Below are 17,925 nucleotides of genomic sequence, written 5' to 3'. Positions count from 1 at the left end.
GGTGGAAACGGGCACACGCCACTGTGTCGCGCCTGTTCGAGTTCAGCCTTCGTGGCGGGTTGGACGTGTGCATATTTGGAAAAAGAAGAAGCAGGGGGCCGCGCGTTAACCTTAATCCTGGTTTAAGGGGGAACGGAGGGTGCGGCCGCGTGCGGGTCATGTCTGTCAGGCTCCCGCGAACCGCCGGGCCAATTCGGCGATATGGGCTGGGGTGGTTTCGCAGCATCCGCCCAGGATCGTGGCGCCGTGATCGACCCATGTCGCGGCCTGATCGGCATAGGCTTCAGGCCCCATGTCGCGGCGCGCACTCAGGGCATCGACCGTGGGCTTGTCCGCAAGGAACTCTTTGGTGATCTGCGTGAAGGCATTGGCATAAGCCCCGACCGGTTTGCCACTGGCTTTGAGGACGTCAATCGCGGCGGGCATCGCTTCGGGGGCCGAGCAGTTGGCGAGCAGCGCCGCCGCGTCGCCACACAGGGCAACAGCCTCGGTGAGCGGTTCGCCGGAGCGCAGGAGGCGGCCATCCTCGTCATCGACCGAGAACGCAATCCAGATCGGTTTGCCCAACCCCTGCACGGCTTCGAGAGCGGCGCGGGTCTGGGCGGCGGAAATCACCGTTTCGAACAACAGCAGATCGCAGGCGGGCGCCAGAATTCCGGCGACCTCGGCCATCAACTCAACCGCGACCTCGTGCGCCGGTTGCAGATCCGCACGGTATGATGCGCCGAGCGGACCGATGCTTCCCGCAACCCGACCGAACCCGTGTGCATCGCGGGCCGCCAAAGCCATGTCGAGCGCGATGCGGTGCAAGTCTTCGAACCGATCTTCGTGCTCGGTTCCCGCCAGCCGGTCGCGGTGGATGGCATAGGTGTTGGTCGTCGCGATCTCGGCCCCGGCGGCAAAGTAGTCGGCATGAATCTCGCGCACGAGATGCGGCATGTCGATCATCACCTGAGTGGACCAGAGCGGGGTTGGAGGAGTGCCCGAACGGTGGATGAGTTCCTGCCCCATTCCGCCGTCCAGAATAGTGATCGTCATGCGCGCAGCCTTTCGTTTTGCGGATCCCAAAGGGGTTCATCCTTCTGCACGACCGCTTTGCGCATCTCGCCGAAAATGTCGATCTGAAGTTCCGTGCCCGGCACCGCCAGATCGGCCCGCAGCATACCCAGCGCGATGGAGGCATTCACCCGGTAACCCCAGTCTCCGCTGGTGGTCTCACCCACGACCTGTCCGTTATGCCAGAGCGTCGACATATAGGGCGCATCGTAGTCGCCCGCATCGACGATCAGCGTCACAAAGCGTTTGCTCACGCCCTGCTGTTTTTCGCTCTGAAGCGCCGACTTGCCGGGGAAATCCTGTGGCTTGTCGAGTTTGACGAAGCGATCAAGCCCACCCTGCAGCATGGTGTAGTCGGTGGAGAGATCGCCCTTCCATGCGCGGTAGCCCTTTTCGATCCGCAGCGCATTAAGCGCATACATGCCAAAAGGCTTCGCCCCTGCGCCCAGAATGGCGTCGTAGATCTCGGGTGCATCTTCGGTCAGGCAGTGCACTTCCCACCCAAGCTCTCCGGCGAAAGAAACGCGCAGCAGCACACAGGGTTTGCCACAGACATTGGCTTCCTGGAAGGACAGCCAGGGCAGGGTCAGGTCGGCATCCGTCAAAGGCGCCAGCATCTCGCGCGATTTCGGCCCGGTCACAAGGAAGCATTCGTATTTCGTTGTGCGGTCATGCACGGTAACACCGTCGGGCAGATCGCGCAGCAGAACGTCCCGGTCGTGCCATTGTGCGACGGCTGCCGTAATCAGCCAGATCGCCTCGTCGCTTTGCGGGATCACCGACATCTCGGTCAGGATGCGGCCACGGTCATCCGGGAAGTAGGCGAGGCCTACGCGTCCCGGCTTCGGCAGCGATGAACAGGTCAGCGCATCGACATGCGCGCGCGCACCCGGGCCCTCGACCGAGAGGCGCGTGAAGCCGGAAATGGCGATCACACCAGCCGCGTCGCGCACCGCTTCACATTCTTCCTTGATCCGCTGCTGCCACGGGCCTTTCCGCGCCCAGGTCTGGGTCGCCTCCTCAGAGGTGTCATCGCCCGGCTGTGCAAACCAGTTGGCCCGTTCCCAGCCGTTATAGGCCCCCATCACGCCGCCCGCCGCAAGGATCCTGTCATGCACCGCCGACAGCTTCTTGTCCCGCCCCGCAGGCCACGCGTGACGCGGGAAATGCATCGCGTATTCGTGGCCGTACACCTCGATCGCCTTCTGGTCGGAATAGTCCTGATCGGCGTAATCGGTGTAGCGGCGCGGATCGACCGCCCACATGTCCCATTCGGTCTGGCCTTCGGTGACCCATTCCGCCAGCACCTTGCCCGCGCCACCGCCTTGCGTGATGCCGAAGGTGAACACACAGGCCTCGAACGCGTTGGGCACACCCGGCATCGGTCCGATCAACGGCAAGCCATCCGGTGCATAGGGGATCGGGCCATTGATGACCCGGCCCACACCGGACGCTCCAAGGATGGGCACACGCGCCATTGCATCCTCGATATACCATTCGAGCCGTTCCAGATCGTCCGGGTAAAGCTGGAAGCTGAAATCATCGGGCATCGGATCGTCCGGCGTGACCCAATGCGCCTTGCAGTTGCGTTCGTACGGTCCAAGGTTCAGACCGTACTTTTCCTGCCGCAGGTAGTAGGAGCTGTCCACATCGCGCAAGAGCGGCAGCTTGCCGTTCTCCTTCGACCACGCTTCCAGTTCGGCCACCGGTTCGGTCAGGAAGTATTGGTGACTCATCACCGTCATCGGCACCGTCCGCCCGCCATAGGGCTTGAACCATTCGCCGACGCGCTGGGCATAGTACCCGGCTGCGTTGACCACCTTTTCGCAGGTGATGTCGCCTTTGTCCGTATGCACGATCCATTCGTCGCCTTTTCGGCTGACACCCGTCGCGGGGCAGAACCGTTCGATCTTCGCCCCCATCATTCGCGCACCTTTGGCCAGCGCCTGCGTGAGCTGCGCCGGGTCGATGTCACCATCTTCGGGGTCGTAGAGCGCGCCTGCCAGATCATGGGTTTCGATGAACGGATAGCGGTCCTTGATGTCGCCTACGGCCATCATCTCGAGGTTCATGCCCTGATAGCGCCCCATCGACCGGGCGCGTTCGAATTCCTGCATCCGCTCTTTGCTGTGGCCCAGACGGATCGACCCGGTGACGTGGTAGTTCATCGGGTAATCGACCTCGTCGGCCAGTGTCCGGTAGAGCGACAGCGAATAGCGCTGCATGTTCATCACGGCCCAGCTCGTGCTGAAGGACGGGCAGTTCCCCGCCGCGTGCCATGTTGAGCCAGCGGTCAGTTCGTTTTTCTCCAGAAGCACGCAGTCCCAGCCTGCTTTGGCAATGTGATAGGCGCAGGATGCGCCGACGACGCCACCGCCAATGATGACGACACGGGTGCTTGTGGGGAAATCGGACATTGAGGTCTCCTCAGTTCCAGGCCAGGCGCAGCGCGAGCCCGCCAAAGACAATTGCAGAAAGTTTTTTAATCCAACCCGACGCGCGCTGGATGCGTGCTGCTGCCATCCCGGCAAAGCCGCCGAGCACGCAGTAGGTTGCCAGTTCTCCAACCGCGAGAAGTGTGCCGAGGATCAGGATTTGCTGCCAGACGGGCCCGATATCGGGGTTGGCGAATTGCGGCAGGAAGGCGAGTACGAACAGGCCCACCTTCGGGTTCAGGATGTTGGTCAGAAACCCCCGCCGGAACGCCCGCCAGGTATCGCTGCGCCCTTCGCGGCGGGCAGGATCGGACGTGTCCGTCCATGTGTGGTAGGCCAGCCAAAGCAGGTAGGCCGCACCGGCATAGCGCAGCGCGTCATAGGCAATGGGATAGGTGATCAGCAGAACGGCCAGACCCGCCGCCGCGATCACCACATGGCCCATCACTCCCAGACCGATGCCGGCCGCTGCCGCAATGCCGGACCGCGCGCCGCCGCGCATTCCACTGGCCAGCGTGAACATCATGTCCGCACCCGGCGTGATATAGAGGATCAGAGCAGCCCCCATGAAGGTGACATAGGTCCAGATCGGGATCGAAAGCGCCACATCAAGCATGGGTCAGTCCTCGCGCTGCGGGTCGGCGGGGTTGATCTCGTAGTAATCCCCCTTGGACTTGGTGTGGATATGCCCGCGCAGGGCCAACGCGGTGGGCCCGTCAATGGAACCGGTGGAAAAACAGATGAACGGATCGTCCTCATGCTCCCAGAAGAGCGCCGATCCGCAGGTCGGGCAGAACCCGCGCCGGGCTTTCTCGGACGACTGGTACCACCGTACCTCGCCCCGGATCTCAAGCGTGCCGTCCGGTACGTAAGACGACGCCCAGACATGGCCTGACTGCTTGCGGCACTGGGAGCAATGACAGGCCGCCGGAGCGCCGGCCTCGCCGTGCGCGGTATAGGTCACTGCACCGCAGAGGCAGCTGCCTGTCAGGGAGACCGGGGCGGAGGGGAGGGCGTCGCTCATCAATACACCGGCGGGGCGATGACCCAGATCGCAACGGCGGGGTCATCATAAGGGTTGATCCATTCAAACGGTTCGGCCTTGATCCGGAAACTGTCGCCCGGTGTCAGAGTGAACCGTCTGTCGCTGATGATGAGGTCGAGCTTTCCGGACAGAAGATAGCCCACTTCCTGTGTCGGGCGGGTGACCACTTCACCGATGCGGCTGTGCGGCTGAAACGTGGAATGCACCACTTCGAAATCATCCGAGAGATCCGGTGACAAGAGTTCTTCGACCAGCCCCGAGTCGCCGCTGCCTATGGGGCGCCGCGCACCGGCCCGAACAACGTATCCCGCCTCTTCGGCGGCTGCCTGCGGGGTGCCGAACAGCAGCGATACGGGAACGTCGAACAGCTTGGCGATATGGCGCAGATCGGTGATCGACGGCTCCGACAGATCGCGTTCGATCTGGCTGACCCAGCCGACCGAGCGTCCAAGACGGTCTGCAATGTCCTGCAATGTCAGCCCACGCGCCTTGCGCAGCGCCCGAAGGTCCGCGCCAAGTGTCTTGCTGTGAAGAACCGGATCGTGCTGCACGACTCGCCCATGAAATTTCCGTCCAGAATTTCATGGCACGGTTTGATGAAAATTCAAAAGAAATTTTCATCTTGGCGACCCGGTCCCCAAATCATCTGAATTCGAGCGCCTGGCACGAAATCCGATGATCGATGGTTTGTGAGGTAGCCAACTGATGTCGAGGACCACCCCATGAACCGTATTATCTATCTTGTCGGCCTGATCGTGATCGTACTTGCGATCCTGTCCTTCATCGGCCTCGCCTGAGATCACAACACCGCCGCGAAGGTCGTCTTGAGAATACCTGCAAGCGCATCGGCGTCCTCTTGAGTAAACGCGTCCGGTTGATCGCTGTCGATGTCGAACACACCCAGCAGGCGTCCTTTGCCATTCCAGACCGGAAGCACCAGTTCCGACCGGGTCGAGGACGCGCAGGCGATATGGCCGGGGAAGGCGTCAACATCCGGCACAAGCTGGACCTCTCCGGTGCGGGCCGCCGCGCCGCACACGCCGCGAGCGAATGGGATGGTCAGGCAACCGTGCCCGCCCTGATACGGTCCGATCTTGAGCAGATCAGGCCCGGCGACGCGGTAGAAGCCGGTCCAGTCAAAGCGCTCGTCGGCGTGATGCACTTCGCAGGTCACCGTGGCCATCAGGCTGACGGTATCGGTTTCGCCTTCCGTCAATGCGGCAATAGTCCTGGCGAGGGTCGGATAGTCGATCGTCATGTCTGTGCCCTTGGCAATGTGGGGAAGGGGGCGCTGCCCCCTCGGCCTGCGGCCTCAACCCCGAGGTATTTGAAAAACAGAGAAGATCAGAGCCGTTCAATCGCGATGGCTGTGCCTTCTCCGCCGCCGATGCAGATGGCTGCCACACCGCGTTTGAGCCCGCGCTTTTCAAGCGCGTTGAGCAGTGTCACCATGATCCGGGCGCCGGATGCGCCAATCGGATGACCCAGGGCGCATGCCCCGCCGTTCACATTCACGATGTCGCGGCTCAGCCCCATTTCGTGCATGAAGGCCATCGGCACGACGGCGAAGGCTTCGTTTACCTCCCAGAGATCGACGTCGTCCTTGCTCCATCTGATCTGCGCCAGCAGTTTCTGCGCGGCAGGCACCGGCGCGGTGGTAAAGAGGCCGGGCGCCTGTGCATGGCTTGCGTGCCCGACGATACGGGCGCGCGCTGAGTCACCCGCAGCCTCTGCCGTTGTCAGCACCAGCGCCGCGGCACCGTCCGAGATCGACGAACTGTTGGCCGGTGTCACCGTACCGTCCTTGCGGAACGCCGGTTTCAGCGTCGGGATTTTTTCCGGTCTGGCATTGCCGGGCTGTTCATCTTCGGTGACCGTCACCTCGCCCTTTCGGGTCGCGATGGTCACCGGGGTTATCTCGTGTTCGAACGCCCCGGATTTCTGTGCGTCGAGCGCGTTGGACAGTGACCGCAGCGCGTAGTCGTCCTGTGCCTCGCGGGTGAATTGGAACGCCTCGGCGCAATCCTCGGCGAAGGTGCCCATGAGGCGGCCTTTGTCATAGGCGTCTTCCAGCCCGTCGAGGAACATGTGGTCAATCACCTGACTGTGCCCGATCCGCGCGCCGCCGCGCATCTTTGGCAGCAGGTAAGGCGCGTTGGTCATCGACTCCATGCCGCCTGCAACGATGGTGGTCGCCCGACCAAGGGCGATGGCGTCGAACGCCATCATCGCGGCTTTCATGCCGGACCCGCACATCTTGTTGAGCGTGGTCGCCGGCACCTCTTCGCCCAGACCGGCGGCAAAGCCTGTCTGCCGCGCCGGGGCCTGTCCCTGACCCGCCGGCAGGACACACCCCATGAGCAGCTCATCGACTGAAGGCGTGCCTGCCTGATCCAGGGCCGCGCGGATCGCAGTGCCGCCCAGATCGGCGGCTGTGACCTCGGAAAACGCGCCCTGAAAACCACCCATCGCGGTGCGCGCAGCACCCGTGATCACCACATCGCCCATGTGCGACACTCCCGTGTTTGTTGTCTGGGCTCTGCATACCGGATGGTAAGGATTGGCGTCTAGGGTGCACGCAGGAACAACGTCTTGAGGCCCCATGGAACTGACTGTCGAAACGACCCCTGCAGCGACCATTGTCCGGGTGAACGCGTCGCGCATCGATGCGCCAACAGCCCTTCAGTTCAAGGAAAACATGCGCAGTCTGACATCGCGGGGCAGTGGGGTGTTCATCCTCGATCTCGAACAGGTCGATTTCATCGATTCAAGTGGGCTTGGCGCTGTGGTGGCATCGATGAAGCAGTTGCTTCCGGGTCAGACGCTGGAACTGGCTGCGCTGCAACCGATTGTCGAAAAGGTATTCCGCCTGACGCGGATGGAAACGATCTTTACCATCCATGAGACGGCGGATCAGCCCGGTGTCGGCGGACAGGGGTGACACCGCAGCTGTTGTGGCGCTCGCGCTCTGTCTGCCTGCACTTGATGTTGTCACGCCCGAGATTCTGAACAGGGTGGACAATGCTCTTCAGGGTAGTGTCGATCCCGCGATGCGCGGCAGGGTCCAGATCACACTTGCCGAGGCATTGAACAACGTGGCGGAGCACGCCTGCCGCAACCTGCGCCTGGGCGCGGTTGCAGTCGCGGTCAAGCGCTGCGCCTGGGGTCTGGAAATCCGCATGACGGATTGGGGACGACCCCTTCCGGACCTTTCAATACCAATTGCCCATGCACCTGATCCGGGACAATTGGCTGAGGGTGGATATGGCTGGTTCCTGATCGGGCAACTGGCTTCCGGGGTTTGCTACCGGCGGTATGCGGATCAGAATCGGCTGACCCTCCGATTCGAGGATTGAGCAGACGGATCACCAGCGACCGTCGGTTCAAGTTTTATTCGAATTATCCACGTTTTAGCGCCAATAACCTGTCATAAGGGTGCGCTTTTCCCATGATCGGGAACAATGTCTCACAAAGGTCATATTCGCTCCGAAATTTCGACGCGGTTTAAGGGCAAAACAGAGGGGTAGCTGCAACAAGCTTCACCTCGGCGCCGTGCCATCAACAGCCCCCACCCAGTGTACGGCGTCGAGGTACTACCTTTCCCAGAATGAACCAATTGACCTGACCCCGCGTGTGCCTATTTTGAGCCGCAACAGAGGGGGGACAGTTCTATGCGCGATTTCCAGATGCCGGGCCGGTCGGCGGTCATGGCAACCAATGGCATGTGTGCCACGTCGCATCCGCTGGCAGCCGAAGCGGCCATCGATATTCTCAAGCGCGGTGGCAACGCTGTGGATGCGGCAATTGCCGGTGCGGTGATCCTTGGACAGGCGGAACCGGCGATGACCGGGATCGGTGGCGATTGCTTTGCGCTGATCTCTCCCGCCGGAGGAGACGAGGTGATCGCGGTCAACGGGTCGGGCCGCGCTCCAGCGACGGCCAGGGCCGATGACCTGCGGGACCGCGGAGAAACAACCGTTCCTCTCTACGGTCCGGAAGCGGTCACCATACCCGGTGCCATCGACGCGTTTTGCACCATGTCCGAACAGTGGGGGCGTCTTGGCATTGCCGACAGTCTCGCCCCGGCGATCGGCTACATGGAAAACGGACTGCCGGTGGCGGATCGTGTGTCGTGGGATTGGGCGAAAAACGCGGACCTGCTGCAGGGACATGCGCGCAGCCATTATCTGATGCACGGTGCCGCGCCCCGTCGTGGTGATCTGTTCCGTCTGCCGGGCAATGCCGAGGTCCTGAAACGGGTCGCAAAAGAGGGGCGTGACGGGTACTACAAGGGCGAAGTGGCCGAAGATATCCTGGCCGCGCTGAATGCTCTGGGCGGTGTGCACACCGAAGCGGATTTCGCGGCCACCCAGACCACGATCGGCGCACCGATCAGCGGGACCTATCAGGGGCGCGAGCTGCTTGAGCATCCGCCCAACGGGCAGGGGGCCACGGCGATCCTGCTGCTCAACATTCTGTCTCAGTTCGATCTTGCCTCGCTCGATCCGTTCGGAGCGGAGCGTGCCCATATCGAAGCGGAAGCCACCAAGCTGGCCTATAATGCCCGCAACCGGTTCGTTGCGGATCCGGCGCACATGACCAAGCTGGATCACATGCTGTCGATGGACACGGCACGGCAACTGGCGACTCTCATCGATCCGAAGCGGGCCATGACTGGCCCTGCCGCGCTCAGCGAGGCGGTGCACAAGGACACGATCTATATCACCGTGGTGGACAAAGACCGTATGGCGGTGTCGCTGATCTATTCGATCTTCCACAGCTTCGGATCCGGCATCGCATCCGAGAAATTCGGCGTCCTGCTCCAGAACCGAGGTGCAGGATTCACGCTTCAGGAAGGGCACGCCAACGAATACGGCGGCGGAAAGCGTCCGATGCACACGATCATTCCGGGCATGCTCCGGGATGCCGGGCGTGTATCCATGCCGTTCGGGGTGATGGGCGGGCAGTACCAGTCATGCGGTCACGCGCGGGCCGTCACCAATGTGACGGATTTCGGGCTCGATCCTCAGGCGGCGCTGGATGCGCCGCGCTGTTTTGCCGAGAACGGCAAGCTGATGGTGGAACGCGGCTATTCCGACGCGGTGCGGGCGCAACTGGTGGAGTTGGGCCACGAGGTGGAAACGCCCGATGTGGCCATCGGTGGCGCGCAGGCGATCCTGATCCACGAACACGGCGTACTCGAAGGCGCATCCGACCCCCGCAAGGACGGCTGCGCCATCGGCTACTGATCAAGGGCGTCCGGCTTTTCGCAAAGCCGGACGCAACTCTTCGAAGAGTTGCGGCCGTTCAGTAACTGTATTCGCTGTAAATCCGGCTGATATCGCCGTTCCAATCGCCATTGTAATGGTCGATCAATTCGTCGGCCAGCGTCTTGCCGGTTTCGACGCTTTCCTTCAGCGCGTTCAGGAAATGGGTTTCGTTCGGTACCAGACCGCCCGCACCGGGACGGGCCCGCGCGACCAGACCCGCTTCGGAGATGGCCAGTGCCTCGCGCGCGAGGTCGTGCATCCGGATCCCGTTCACCTCGGCCTGAAGCCCATCGACAGACGCAGCCACGCGCAGCGCATCGCGTGTTTCGGCATCCCAGCCCTTGACCAGATCCCACGCCGCATCGAGCGCCGACTGATCATAAGTCAGACCCACCCAGAAGGCGGGAAGGGCGCAGAGCCTTCGCCAGGGACCGCCATCGGCGCCGCGCATTTCAATGAATTTCTTCAGTCGCGCCTCCGGGAAGATCGTCGTCAGGTGATCCGCCCAGTCCGACAGGGTCGGGGTTTCCCCCGGCAGCGCGGGCAGCTCCCCCTTCAGGAAGTCCCGGAACGACTGCCCCAGCGCATTGTGATAGACCCCATCGCGGTAAACGAAATACATCGGCACATCGAGCGCATATTGCACCCAGGCTTCGAACCCGCACCCGTCCTCGAACACGAAGGGCAACATCCCGGTGCGCGCATCGTCCAGATGCCGCCAGACCCGCCCGCGCCAGCTCTTGTGGCCGTTCAGCTTGCCTTCAAAGAACGGCGACGTGGCAAACAGCGCGTTTGCCACCGGCTGCAACGCCAGGGCCACGCGCATCTTCTGCACCATGTCCGCTTCAGACGAGAAATCGAGGTTCACCTGAACCGTGCAGGTGCGCCGCATCATGGTGGTCCCGGCGGTGCCGACCTTTTCCATGTAGCTGTCCATGAGCTTGTAGCGCCCCTTGGGCATCAGCGGCATGTCCTCGTGCCGCCAGATCGGCGCAGCGCCCAGCCCGATGAAACCCACACCGATCTTGTCGGCAATGTCCTTCACGTCGCGCAGATGGTCGTTCACCTCGTCGCAGGTCTGGTGAATGGTTTCCAGCGGCGCACCCGACAGCTCAAGCTGCCCACCGGGTTCAAGCGAGATGTTCGCGCCGCCTTTCACCAGACCGATCAGGTGTTCGCCTTCCATGACCGGCGACCATCCGTGGCCATCGCGCAGACCTTCCAGCACTGCCAGAATGGACCGCTCACCCTGATAGGGCAGCGGGCGCAGCGTGTCCTTGCAATAGCCGAACTTCTCGTGCTCGGTGCCGATGCGCCAGTCGTCTTTGGGCTTGCACCCGTCCGCAAGATACTGCGCCAGCTGGTCGTGATGTTCGATGGGCCCGCCACCGGACTGTGGGATGGACATGGCGCGTCTCCGGTCTGTCTGCTCGTCAATCGGGGTCAGCCTTGGGCTGAATTCGTCGGGCTGTCAATGCAGGCTCTGGATGCGTTTCTGAAGGTCAGGCCTGCGCCAGAGCACAATTGGTGCGGTGCCATCATGTTTCAAGGTCGAGGCGACACGGCCGGGGCTGAGGCCGGGCAGGCTTGCAAAAGCATCGAACAGCACATCCGCGCCTTCCGCATTCACGGGAATATGAAGTGCCGGTCCTCCGTCATGTGTAATGACCCAGTGCCGCGGATGGTCGGTCGGGTCGAGGCTGAGTGAGGTCACGGCGTCCAGATCGACCACACCGCCGTTCAGGGGTCCGAAATAACCGATCCGCCGCTCAACCACCTGTACCACTCCCGGCCCGCCGCCGCCCATACGCGCACGCCCCCTCTGCAACCCGGCAAAGAACAGCGCCGCACCAAGGAACAAGGCCAGATAACCGATCCATGTGAGCAAGCCCGGCGTTACCCAGATACTCCAGTAAAGACCCAGCAACAGGATCGCCGCCCCAATCAGCGCCTCGCGCCAGCGCAGGATCGCCGCGCGCACCTCGGGCCGGATAAAGCTCATGCGTTTCTACCTGGTGCGGCACATCCATCGATGGATGTGCGATTTTCGGTCGACCGAAAATCCGTCATTCCCAGTCCCCCAGCGCGCTCTGCCATAGCGTCAGCGCCGCCACTGCCGCCGTGTCGGCCCGTAATATTCGCGGCCCAAGGCTGATCGGACTGGCGCAGTCCATCCTCCGCAGCCGCGTGCGCTCGTCCTCCGAAAACCCGCCTTCCGGGCCGATCAGGATGGCCCATGGACCGGGCGCAGCGGGCAGACGTCCTGTCTCGCCCGCCAGAGCCTCATCGCAGAACGCGATCCGCCGCGTCGGGTCCCACGTGCTCAGCACGCGATCCAGCTTGGCCAGATCCGCAACCTCGGGCACAAATACCCCGCCGCATTGCTCGGCCGCTTCCACCGCGTGTGCCTGCAGGCGGTCCTGCCGGATCCGCTCGGAATTGGTGAAGGCGGTCTGCACGGGCATGATCCGCCGGACCCCCATTTCGGTCGCCTTTTCCACGATGAAATCGGTGCGCGTCTTCTTGATCGGCGCAAACAGCAGCCAGACATCCGGCGGTGTGACCTGAGGTGCGGATTGTTCCTCGCAGATCAGCACGCCGCCGCGCTTGCCGCTCTCCGCGACCTCGGCCTGCCATTCGCCATCGCGACCGTTGAACAGCGCCACAGGATCGCCCACACCCATCCGCATTACGCCAAACAGATAGTGCGCCTGCTCCCGCGTCAGAGGAACCGGTTGTGCCGCCCCAAGCGGCTGCTCTACAAAAAGCCTGACTTTCGCCCGCCGTTTTTCAGTCATGGAGCAACACATATGCCCGGACCGCAGATTTCACCAGACCAGAGCGGTCAGGTCTCTGATGCCGTCACGGGCAATTGGGTCGATACCCGCGCACCCGCCTGGACCCGCCCCTACCTGCGGCTGAGCCGCGCGGACAGGCCCATCGGCACATGGCTGCTTTACCTGCCCTGCGTCTGGGGCACGCTGCTGGCGATGTTCCACACCGGAGAGGCGCGGCTCTTTGATGCGTGGATCATCCTCGGCTGCGGCATCGGCGCGTTTCTCATGCGCGGTGCTGGCTGCACCTGGAATGATATCACCGACCGCGATTTCGACGGCTCAGTAGCCCGCACCGCGTCGCGCCCGATTCCCTCGGGGCAGGTCACGGTGAAGCAGGCCCTTGCCTGGGCGGTGGCGCAGTCGCTCATTGCCTTCTGCATCCTGATCACCTTTCCCATTCAGGCCATCATTCTTGGCGTAATCGCCCTTGTACCCGTGGCGATATACCCTTTTGCCAAGCGGTTCACATGGTGGCCGCAGGTGTTCCTTGGCATCGCGTTCAACTGGGGCGCTCTGCTGGCATGGACGGCCCATACCGGCCAACTGCAATGGCCCGCCGTCAGTCTCTATCTCGCGGGTATGGCGTGGACGCTCTTCTATGACACGATCTACGCGCATCAGGACAAGGAAGATGACGCGCTGATCGGGGTGAAATCCACCGCACGGCTGTTCGGAGACGCGACCCCGAAATATCTCGCATGGTTTCTCGTGCTCACCGTCGCACTTATGGGATTCGCCATCATCCTTGCCGAGCCACGTGGCGAGATCTTCGCTCTGGTGATCGCGCTGGGCGGTCCCTGGGCGATGGGCTGGCACATGATGTGGCAGATGCGGCGGCTCAAACTGGATGACATGGACGGGTTGCTCCACCTCTTCCGATCAAACCGCGATGCGGGGATGATCCCTGTGCTGTTTTTCGCCACAGCGCTTCTGGTGTGATTGCACTCCGGGGTCGCGCGGCGTATCGCTTGGCCAACTTCATCTGACGTGGAACGTTGATGCGCCTGTCTTCTGTCTTCATTCTCCTGTGCACCTTTGCCGTGGCCGCTGTGCTCAGCCTCGGCGCAGCGTGGATCGCTGCGGGGGCCGTCGAGGAAAGCTCTGCACAGGCGGTGCGGACGGAACTGGACCGCGATGCGCTGACATGGGCGGATGTGGACACCAACGGTTTGCAGGTCTTCCTGATCGGGACCGCCCCTACCGAAGCCGACCGCTTTCAGGCGCTTAGCGCCGCCGGGCGCGTCGTCGATACAGCCCGCGTGATCGACCAGATCGACATCGTCGATACCGACGGGATCACCCCGCCGCGATTCTCGATCGAGATGCTGCGGAATGACGACGGAGTGTCCCTCATCGGACTTCTTCCAGCCGCCACCGACCGCACGCAGCTGATCGAGGACATCAGCCGCGCGGTTCCGGATGTGCCGGTTGCCGATTTGCTCGAAGTGGCGGATTACGAGGTGCCCGAGGGTTGGGACGACGCGCTGGAATATGCGGTATCGGTTCTGCGGGTTCTCGACCGGTCGAAGATTTCGATCGAAGCCGGCAAGGTCAGGATCAAGGGCGCTGTCGCCAACGAAGACACCCGCCGCCGGGTCGAGGCCGATCTGGCGCGCCGCGCCGACGATGACCTGCGCCTTGCACTGGAAATCACGGCGCCGCGCCCGGTCATCTCGCCCTTCACGCTGCGCTTCATCAAGGATGCGGATGGTGCGCGCTTCGACGCCTGTGCCGCCCCGACCGAAGAGGATCGCGCCCTGATCCAATCGGCGGCCGCGCAGGCCGGGATCGATGGCAAGGTGGACTGCCGCCTCGGTCTGGGCACGCCCACCAACGAATGGGGCGAGGCAACCGCGATGGGTATCGGTGCAATCAACGCCCTTGGTGGTGGCACCATCACGTTTTCCGATGTCGATGTTGCACTCTTCGCACTCGAAGGCACGGAACAGGAGCTGTTCGACCGTGTTGTCGGAGAGCTGGAAAACAGTCTGCCCGATGTCTTTGTCGTAAAGGCAACGCTGCCCAAGCCGCCGTCAGACGCCCCGCAGGGCGTTCCCGAGTTCACGGCCACACGCAGCCCCGAAGGCGAAGTTCAGCTGCGCGGTCGCATCAACAGCGAAATCGCGCGTCAGACCGCAGACAGCTTTGCCCGCGCCGCGTTCGGCTCTGCCACGGTCCGCACCACTGCGCGGGTGGACGAAACGCTGCCGCCCAACTGGTCCAGCCGCGTTCTGGCAGCCCTCGAAGCCCTTTCGCGTCTGTCCAACGGTGCGGTTGTCGTGACGCCTGACGGACTGTCCGTGACCGGCAACACCGGCAATCAGACGGCCAGTTCCGAAATCGCCGGTCTGCTGGCCGACAAGCTGGGCGAAAGCGAAGAGTTCGAGATCGCCGTCACCTATCAGGAAAAGCTGGACCCGCTGCTCGGGATTCCGACGCCCGAGGAATGTGAGGCGCAAATCGTCGAGATCATCGGCGGCCGCAAGATCACCTTCGAACCGGGCTCTGCGACGCTCGACCTGGCAACGCAGGACATCATGGACGAAATCGCCGAACTTCTACAGCTCTGCGGTGATATCCCTCTCGTGATCGCCGGGCACACCGACAGTCAGGGCCGCGAAGTGATGAACCAGCAGCTCAGCCAGGCGCGGGCGCAAGCGGTTCTCGACGCGCTGCGCCAGCGCCGTGTCCTGACCTCGAGCTACGAAGTCATCGGCTATGGTGAGGAACAGCCCATCGCCACCAATGACACCGAGGAAGGCCGCGAGGCCAACCGTCGGATCGAATTCAAACTGCGGCGCCCTGAACCGGTGGAAGAGACAGAAACAACGCTGGAAAGCATTGAACAATCCACGCAGACAGGGGAAACATCTGGCGGCGAAAGCGCAGAGGACACCACCGATGAACAGAACTGAGTTTGTCATCACGACCGCGATCATTCTTTTCGTCGCGTTCTGTCTGGGGTGGTTTGCGAACTGGCTGGTGCACCGCTTCACCCGGGTCAGTCAGGCCGACATGGACCAGCTCGAACGCATGAGCCAGGAACTTCACGAGGCCGAGGAAACCCGCGATCAGGCGATCACGTATCTTCAGCAGCGCGAAGCGGAACTGACCAACCAACTGGCCCAGACCGAGGCCGAGCTGGCTGCAGCTATGGAAGGTCTGCGCGACGCCCGGCACGAAGCCGAGGAAATGCGCGCCTATGTGGAACGGATGAACGCGGGCTGACACGCGCGCGCCCCCGACGCACCTGCGCATGATTTCTCAAAAACCTGGCTGTGTTCCTGGGGGACATGTCCTAGGCTCGGCTCATGGCACAGGACAAAGGCACGCAGGAAAATCAGGCGAACGCCGCTGAACGGCGCGCAAAAGGCGAATTCGTAAGGGGCATAAGCGGTTTTCGCCATGCCATCGGCGACCCGGATTTCCCGCCAGAGCCCGGACGCTATCACCTGTTTGTAGCGCTCAATTGCCCTTGGTGCCATCGGGTCACCATGGCGCGCAGCGTTCTCGGTCTGGAAAGCGCCATTTCGATGGATGTCAGTTTTCCGAACCGGACGGGCGAGGACGATCCAGCCGGACCCAACCTTTGGGAATTCGCCCCCGATCGGATTGCCACTTTGACCGGAGACACCTTGCCGGAATGCACCCGCGAAACCGGCACTGGTGAAAATCTGCGACTGGCAAAGCAAATCTATACACGCGAGGGATCCGACGAACAGTCGCTTCCCATTCTCTACGACAAGACGGCTGGCCGCATCGTGAACAATGAAAGCGCCGAAATACTGCGGATGCTCGATACGCATGCAGATGCTCTGGGGGCACGATCCAACAGGTTGCGGCTTTTCCCCGACGATCCTGACCTGCAAAGCGCGATCAGCGCATTGAATGAAAGGATCTACGTCACGATCAACAATGGCGCATACAAAGCCGGGTTCTCGTCAGATCAGGAGGTCTACGCCAAAGCCTTTGCTGACTATTTCGAAACCCTGCGCGATCTGGACATGCTGCTTTCGGATGGCCGTCCCTTTCTGACGGGCGACACGTTCACCGAAGCTGACCTGCGGCTTTTCCCGACGGTGTTCCGTCACGACCCCGTTTACTACCTGCGTATGAAGCTCAACGGCGCGCGCATTCTGGACCACCCGCACCTGTGGCGCTGGCTGTGTCGGGTCTATGCGATTGAAGGCGTGGCAGCGTCCGGATCGTTGGTCCATTGTCGGCAGGGGTACTTCGGTCGATCATGGAACAAGGTGGTCCCACTGGGTCCGATACATCCCATGACCTACCCGGAAGCCTACGAGCACCCCGAACTCGCCGGATCTGCGTGACGCCTCCCGCAACTCCCCAGAACACAAGGATGACACCGATGGTCAGGACACAGCCTTTCAAACCGCGTGCTTTGGGCGAGATCGCCATCCGCTGCCGTGATTTTCAGGCGATGTGCGATTTCTATGAGAGGGTGCTCGGACTGGACCGGCTCAAACCGGCAGAGCGCGGCGGGCACCGAGACGGGATTGCGTTCTTCCATCTTGGCGAAAGCCACGCCGGACATGTCGCGGTTCTCGCACTTTTTTCGGATGATGCCGGTGGGGTGTCCATGTCACCGACGACTCAGGACGAAGGGCCGAACCTGGCAGTTGGGCGTCGGTCCTCACTGCATCATCTGGCGCTCAGCCTGCCGTGGGACGAACAGGAGGCGGCCGCGAAATGGTTGGAGCAGGAGGGCTGCCCCACGCGGTTCGAGATCTTCGAATGGACCGGTTGGCGGGGTCTCTTCACACAGGATCCGGACGGCAACACGGTTGAACTGGTGGCAGCTGACCCCGAGTGGCACATAAGCTGAAAACCACTCGAGACGTGGCGATTTTGCAAATCTTAACAATCCCTTAATAGGTCCGGACCGGACTCAATGTTTCGCGCGCGAAACATTAGGACCGTTCTGGTCCTATCTCTTGCGCCTGCGCCGTCCACCCGCGCTGCGGCTGTGAAACTCGGGGGGGCGCTTGGCGACCCAGGTAAAGAAAACCGACAATCTCGGATGTGTCCGCAGCGCCTCGGGTGTGTTGAAGTCGCGCGCAAGCTCGGCCTCGGTCAGCGTTGCGTGAATCTCATTGTGGCAGATCTGATGGATCAGAATCGTCGGCCCTCCCTTTCCTCCTTTCAGCTTGGGGATCAGGTGATGCTGGCTTTGCTTCACGCCCCGAGGGATCGGGCGCAGGCACAGTGGACAGATCGGATCAGGGTCGGACACGGGGTGGGCGCTCCGGTGCGCAAGACTT

The 17,925-nt window shown here is 62.3% G+C and carries 19 protein-coding genes; 8 read left to right on the top strand and 11 right to left on the bottom strand.

The genetic code is table 11. The annotated features are described in order from the left end of the window. Nucleotides 1–165: 165 nt before the first annotated feature. The 7 genes from MGEO_RS09720 to MGEO_RS09690 form a co-directional block, all read right to left on the bottom strand. Complete coding sequence (locus tag MGEO_RS09720; RefSeq protein ID WP_085636569.1) at nt 166–1,038, bottom strand: homocysteine S-methyltransferase family protein; 873 nt, start codon at nt 1,036–1,038, stop codon at nt 166–168. Further along, nucleotides 1,035–3,473, bottom strand: a complete 2,439-nt coding sequence (locus MGEO_RS09715) for a GcvT family protein (protein WP_085636567.1) — start codon at nt 3,471–3,473, stop codon at nt 1,035–1,037. The genes MGEO_RS09720 and MGEO_RS09715 overlap by 4 nt, the downstream gene beginning before the upstream one ends. A 10-nt stretch (nt 3,474–3,483) precedes the next feature. Beyond that, nucleotides 3,484–4,107 carry a LysE family translocator gene (locus tag MGEO_RS09710; protein ID WP_085636565.1) on the bottom strand — a complete coding sequence of 208 codons (624 nt, stop codon included), beginning with the start codon at nt 4,105–4,107 and terminating at the stop codon, nt 3,484–3,486. A gap of 3 nt (nt 4,108–4,110) precedes the next feature. After that, nucleotides 4,111–4,515, bottom strand: coding sequence for a GFA family protein (locus tag MGEO_RS09705; protein ID WP_085636563.1), 405 nt, complete (start codon nt 4,513–4,515; stop codon nt 4,111–4,113). Next, a complete protein-coding gene (locus tag MGEO_RS09700; protein WP_085636560.1) occupies nt 4,515–5,087 on the bottom strand; it encodes a helix-turn-helix domain-containing protein in 573 nt (190 codons plus the stop codon). The genes MGEO_RS09705 and MGEO_RS09700 overlap by 1 nt, the downstream gene beginning before the upstream one ends. A gap of 248 nt (nt 5,088–5,335) precedes the next feature. After that, nucleotides 5,336–5,794: a GAF domain-containing protein gene (locus tag MGEO_RS09695; protein WP_085636558.1), complete on the bottom strand. Its 459-nt coding sequence runs from the start codon at nt 5,792–5,794 to the stop codon at nt 5,336–5,338. Between the two features lie 86 nt (nt 5,795–5,880). Further along, entirely contained in the window at nt 5,881–7,044 is a 1,164-nt protein-coding gene (locus tag MGEO_RS09690; protein WP_085636557.1) for a thiolase family protein, read from the bottom strand. 94 nt (nt 7,045–7,138) lie between these two features. On the opposite strand from MGEO_RS09690, the gene MGEO_RS09685 reads away from it, so the two are divergent. The 3 genes from MGEO_RS09685 (at nt 7,139) to MGEO_RS09675 (ending at nt 9,785) form a co-directional block, all read left to right on the top strand. Beyond that, nucleotides 7,139–7,477 carry an STAS domain-containing protein gene (locus tag MGEO_RS09685; RefSeq protein ID WP_085636555.1) on the top strand — a complete coding sequence of 113 codons (339 nt, stop codon included), beginning with the start codon at nt 7,139–7,141 and terminating at the stop codon, nt 7,475–7,477. Continuing rightward, nucleotides 7,437–7,892, top strand: coding sequence for an ATP-binding protein (locus tag MGEO_RS09680; protein ID WP_085636553.1), 456 nt, complete (start codon nt 7,437–7,439; stop codon nt 7,890–7,892). The genes MGEO_RS09685 and MGEO_RS09680 overlap by 41 nt, the downstream gene beginning before the upstream one ends. Before the next feature lie 315 nt (nt 7,893–8,207). Continuing rightward, nucleotides 8,208–9,785, top strand: a complete 1,578-nt coding sequence (locus MGEO_RS09675) for a gamma-glutamyltransferase family protein (protein WP_085636551.1) — start codon at nt 8,208–8,210, stop codon at nt 9,783–9,785. 58 nt (nt 9,786–9,843) lie between these two features. On the opposite strand, the gene MGEO_RS09670 is transcribed toward MGEO_RS09675, so the two are convergent. From MGEO_RS09670 to MGEO_RS09660, 3 genes are all read right to left on the bottom strand, one after another. After that, complete coding sequence (locus MGEO_RS09670; protein WP_085636549.1) at nt 9,844–11,214, bottom strand: glutamate--cysteine ligase; 1,371 nt, start codon at nt 11,212–11,214, stop codon at nt 9,844–9,846. A gap of 63 nt (nt 11,215–11,277) precedes the next feature. Further along, the gene (locus MGEO_RS09665; RefSeq protein ID WP_085636547.1) at nt 11,278–11,808 is read right to left on the bottom strand and encodes a hypothetical protein; all 531 of its coding nucleotides are present in this window, start codon (nt 11,806–11,808) and stop codon (nt 11,278–11,280) included. Nucleotides 11,809–11,872: 64 nt separating this feature from the next. Next, nucleotides 11,873–12,604, bottom strand: coding sequence for a 16S rRNA (uracil(1498)-N(3))-methyltransferase (locus tag MGEO_RS09660; RefSeq protein ID WP_085636545.1), 732 nt, complete (start codon nt 12,602–12,604; stop codon nt 11,873–11,875). A 12-nt stretch (nt 12,605–12,616) separates the two neighbouring features. Between MGEO_RS09660 and ubiA the strand changes: the two genes are divergently transcribed. The 5 genes from ubiA (at nt 12,617) to MGEO_RS09635 (ending at nt 17,489) form a co-directional block, all read left to right on the top strand. Beyond that, nucleotides 12,617–13,582: a 4-hydroxybenzoate octaprenyltransferase gene (gene ubiA / locus MGEO_RS09655; protein WP_085636543.1), complete on the top strand. Its 966-nt coding sequence runs from the start codon at nt 12,617–12,619 to the stop codon at nt 13,580–13,582. Between the two features lie 59 nt (nt 13,583–13,641). Next, the gene (locus MGEO_RS09650; protein ID WP_085636541.1) at nt 13,642–15,558 is read left to right on the top strand and encodes an OmpA family protein; all 1,917 of its coding nucleotides are present in this window, start codon (nt 13,642–13,644) and stop codon (nt 15,556–15,558) included. Then, nucleotides 15,545–15,871 carry a hypothetical protein gene (locus tag MGEO_RS09645; RefSeq protein ID WP_085636539.1) on the top strand — a complete coding sequence of 109 codons (327 nt, stop codon included), beginning with the start codon at nt 15,545–15,547 and terminating at the stop codon, nt 15,869–15,871. The genes MGEO_RS09650 and MGEO_RS09645 overlap by 14 nt, the downstream gene beginning before the upstream one ends. Before the next feature lie 83 nt (nt 15,872–15,954). Continuing rightward, entirely contained in the window at nt 15,955–16,974 is a 1,020-nt protein-coding gene (locus MGEO_RS09640) for a glutathione S-transferase C-terminal domain-containing protein (RefSeq protein WP_085636537.1), read from the top strand. 38 nt (nt 16,975–17,012) lie between these two features. Further along, complete coding sequence (locus tag MGEO_RS09635; protein ID WP_085636535.1) at nt 17,013–17,489, top strand: VOC family protein; 477 nt, start codon at nt 17,013–17,015, stop codon at nt 17,487–17,489. 102 nt (nt 17,490–17,591) lie between these two features. On the opposite strand, the gene MGEO_RS09630 is transcribed toward MGEO_RS09635, so the two are convergent. Continuing rightward, entirely contained in the window at nt 17,592–17,897 is a 306-nt protein-coding gene (locus MGEO_RS09630; RefSeq protein WP_085636533.1) for an HNH endonuclease family protein, read from the bottom strand. Nucleotides 17,898–17,925: the final 28 nt, after the last annotated feature.

It is taken from the genome of Marivita geojedonensis (assembly GCF_002115805.1).
GTDB lineage: Bacteria > Pseudomonadota > Alphaproteobacteria > Rhodobacterales > Rhodobacteraceae > Marivita > Marivita geojedonensis.
The sequence above is the reverse complement of the archived record's forward strand: the minus strand, read 5'-3'. Positions and strand labels throughout refer to the sequence as shown.

Bases quoted from the DNA above. Each gene is read 5' to 3' on its own strand.
- MGEO_RS09720 (WP_085636569.1), bottom strand. From the start codon at position 1,038: ATGACGATCACTATTCTGGACGGCGGAATGGGGCAGGAACTCATCCAC.
- MGEO_RS09715 (WP_085636567.1), bottom strand. From the start codon at position 3,473: ATGTCCGATTTCCCCACAAGCACCCGTGTCGTCATCATTGGCGGTGGC.
- MGEO_RS09710 (WP_085636565.1), bottom strand. From the start codon at position 4,107: ATGCTTGATGTGGCGCTTTCGATCCCGATCTGGACCTATGTCACCTTC.
- MGEO_RS09705 (WP_085636563.1), bottom strand. From the start codon at position 4,515: ATGAGCGACGCCCTCCCCTCCGCCCCGGTCTCCCTGACAGGCAGCTGC.
- MGEO_RS09695 (WP_085636558.1), bottom strand. From the start codon at position 5,794: ATGACGATCGACTATCCGACCCTCGCCAGGACTATTGCCGCATTGACG.
- MGEO_RS09690 (WP_085636557.1), bottom strand. From the start codon at position 7,044: ATGGGCGATGTGGTGATCACGGGTGCTGCGCGCACCGCGATGGGTGGT.
- MGEO_RS09685 (WP_085636555.1), top strand. From the start codon at position 7,139: ATGGAACTGACTGTCGAAACGACCCCTGCAGCGACCATTGTCCGGGTG.
- MGEO_RS09680 (WP_085636553.1), top strand. From the start codon at position 7,437: ATGAGACGGCGGATCAGCCCGGTGTCGGCGGACAGGGGTGACACCGCA.
- MGEO_RS09675 (WP_085636551.1), top strand. From the start codon at position 8,208: ATGCGCGATTTCCAGATGCCGGGCCGGTCGGCGGTCATGGCAACCAAT.
- MGEO_RS09670 (WP_085636549.1), bottom strand. From the start codon at position 11,214: ATGTCCATCCCACAGTCCGGTGGCGGGCCCATCGAACATCACGACCAG.
- MGEO_RS09665 (WP_085636547.1), bottom strand. From the start codon at position 11,808: ATGAGCTTTATCCGGCCCGAGGTGCGCGCGGCGATCCTGCGCTGGCGC.
- MGEO_RS09660 (WP_085636545.1), bottom strand. From the start codon at position 12,604: ATGACTGAAAAACGGCGGGCGAAAGTCAGGCTTTTTGTAGAGCAGCCG.
- ubiA (WP_085636543.1), top strand. From the start codon at position 12,617: ATGCCCGGACCGCAGATTTCACCAGACCAGAGCGGTCAGGTCTCTGAT.
- MGEO_RS09650 (WP_085636541.1), top strand. From the start codon at position 13,642: ATGCGCCTGTCTTCTGTCTTCATTCTCCTGTGCACCTTTGCCGTGGCC.
- MGEO_RS09645 (WP_085636539.1), top strand. From the start codon at position 15,545: ATGAACAGAACTGAGTTTGTCATCACGACCGCGATCATTCTTTTCGTC.
- MGEO_RS09640 (WP_085636537.1), top strand. From the start codon at position 15,955: ATGGCACAGGACAAAGGCACGCAGGAAAATCAGGCGAACGCCGCTGAA.
- MGEO_RS09635 (WP_085636535.1), top strand. From the start codon at position 17,013: ATGGTCAGGACACAGCCTTTCAAACCGCGTGCTTTGGGCGAGATCGCC.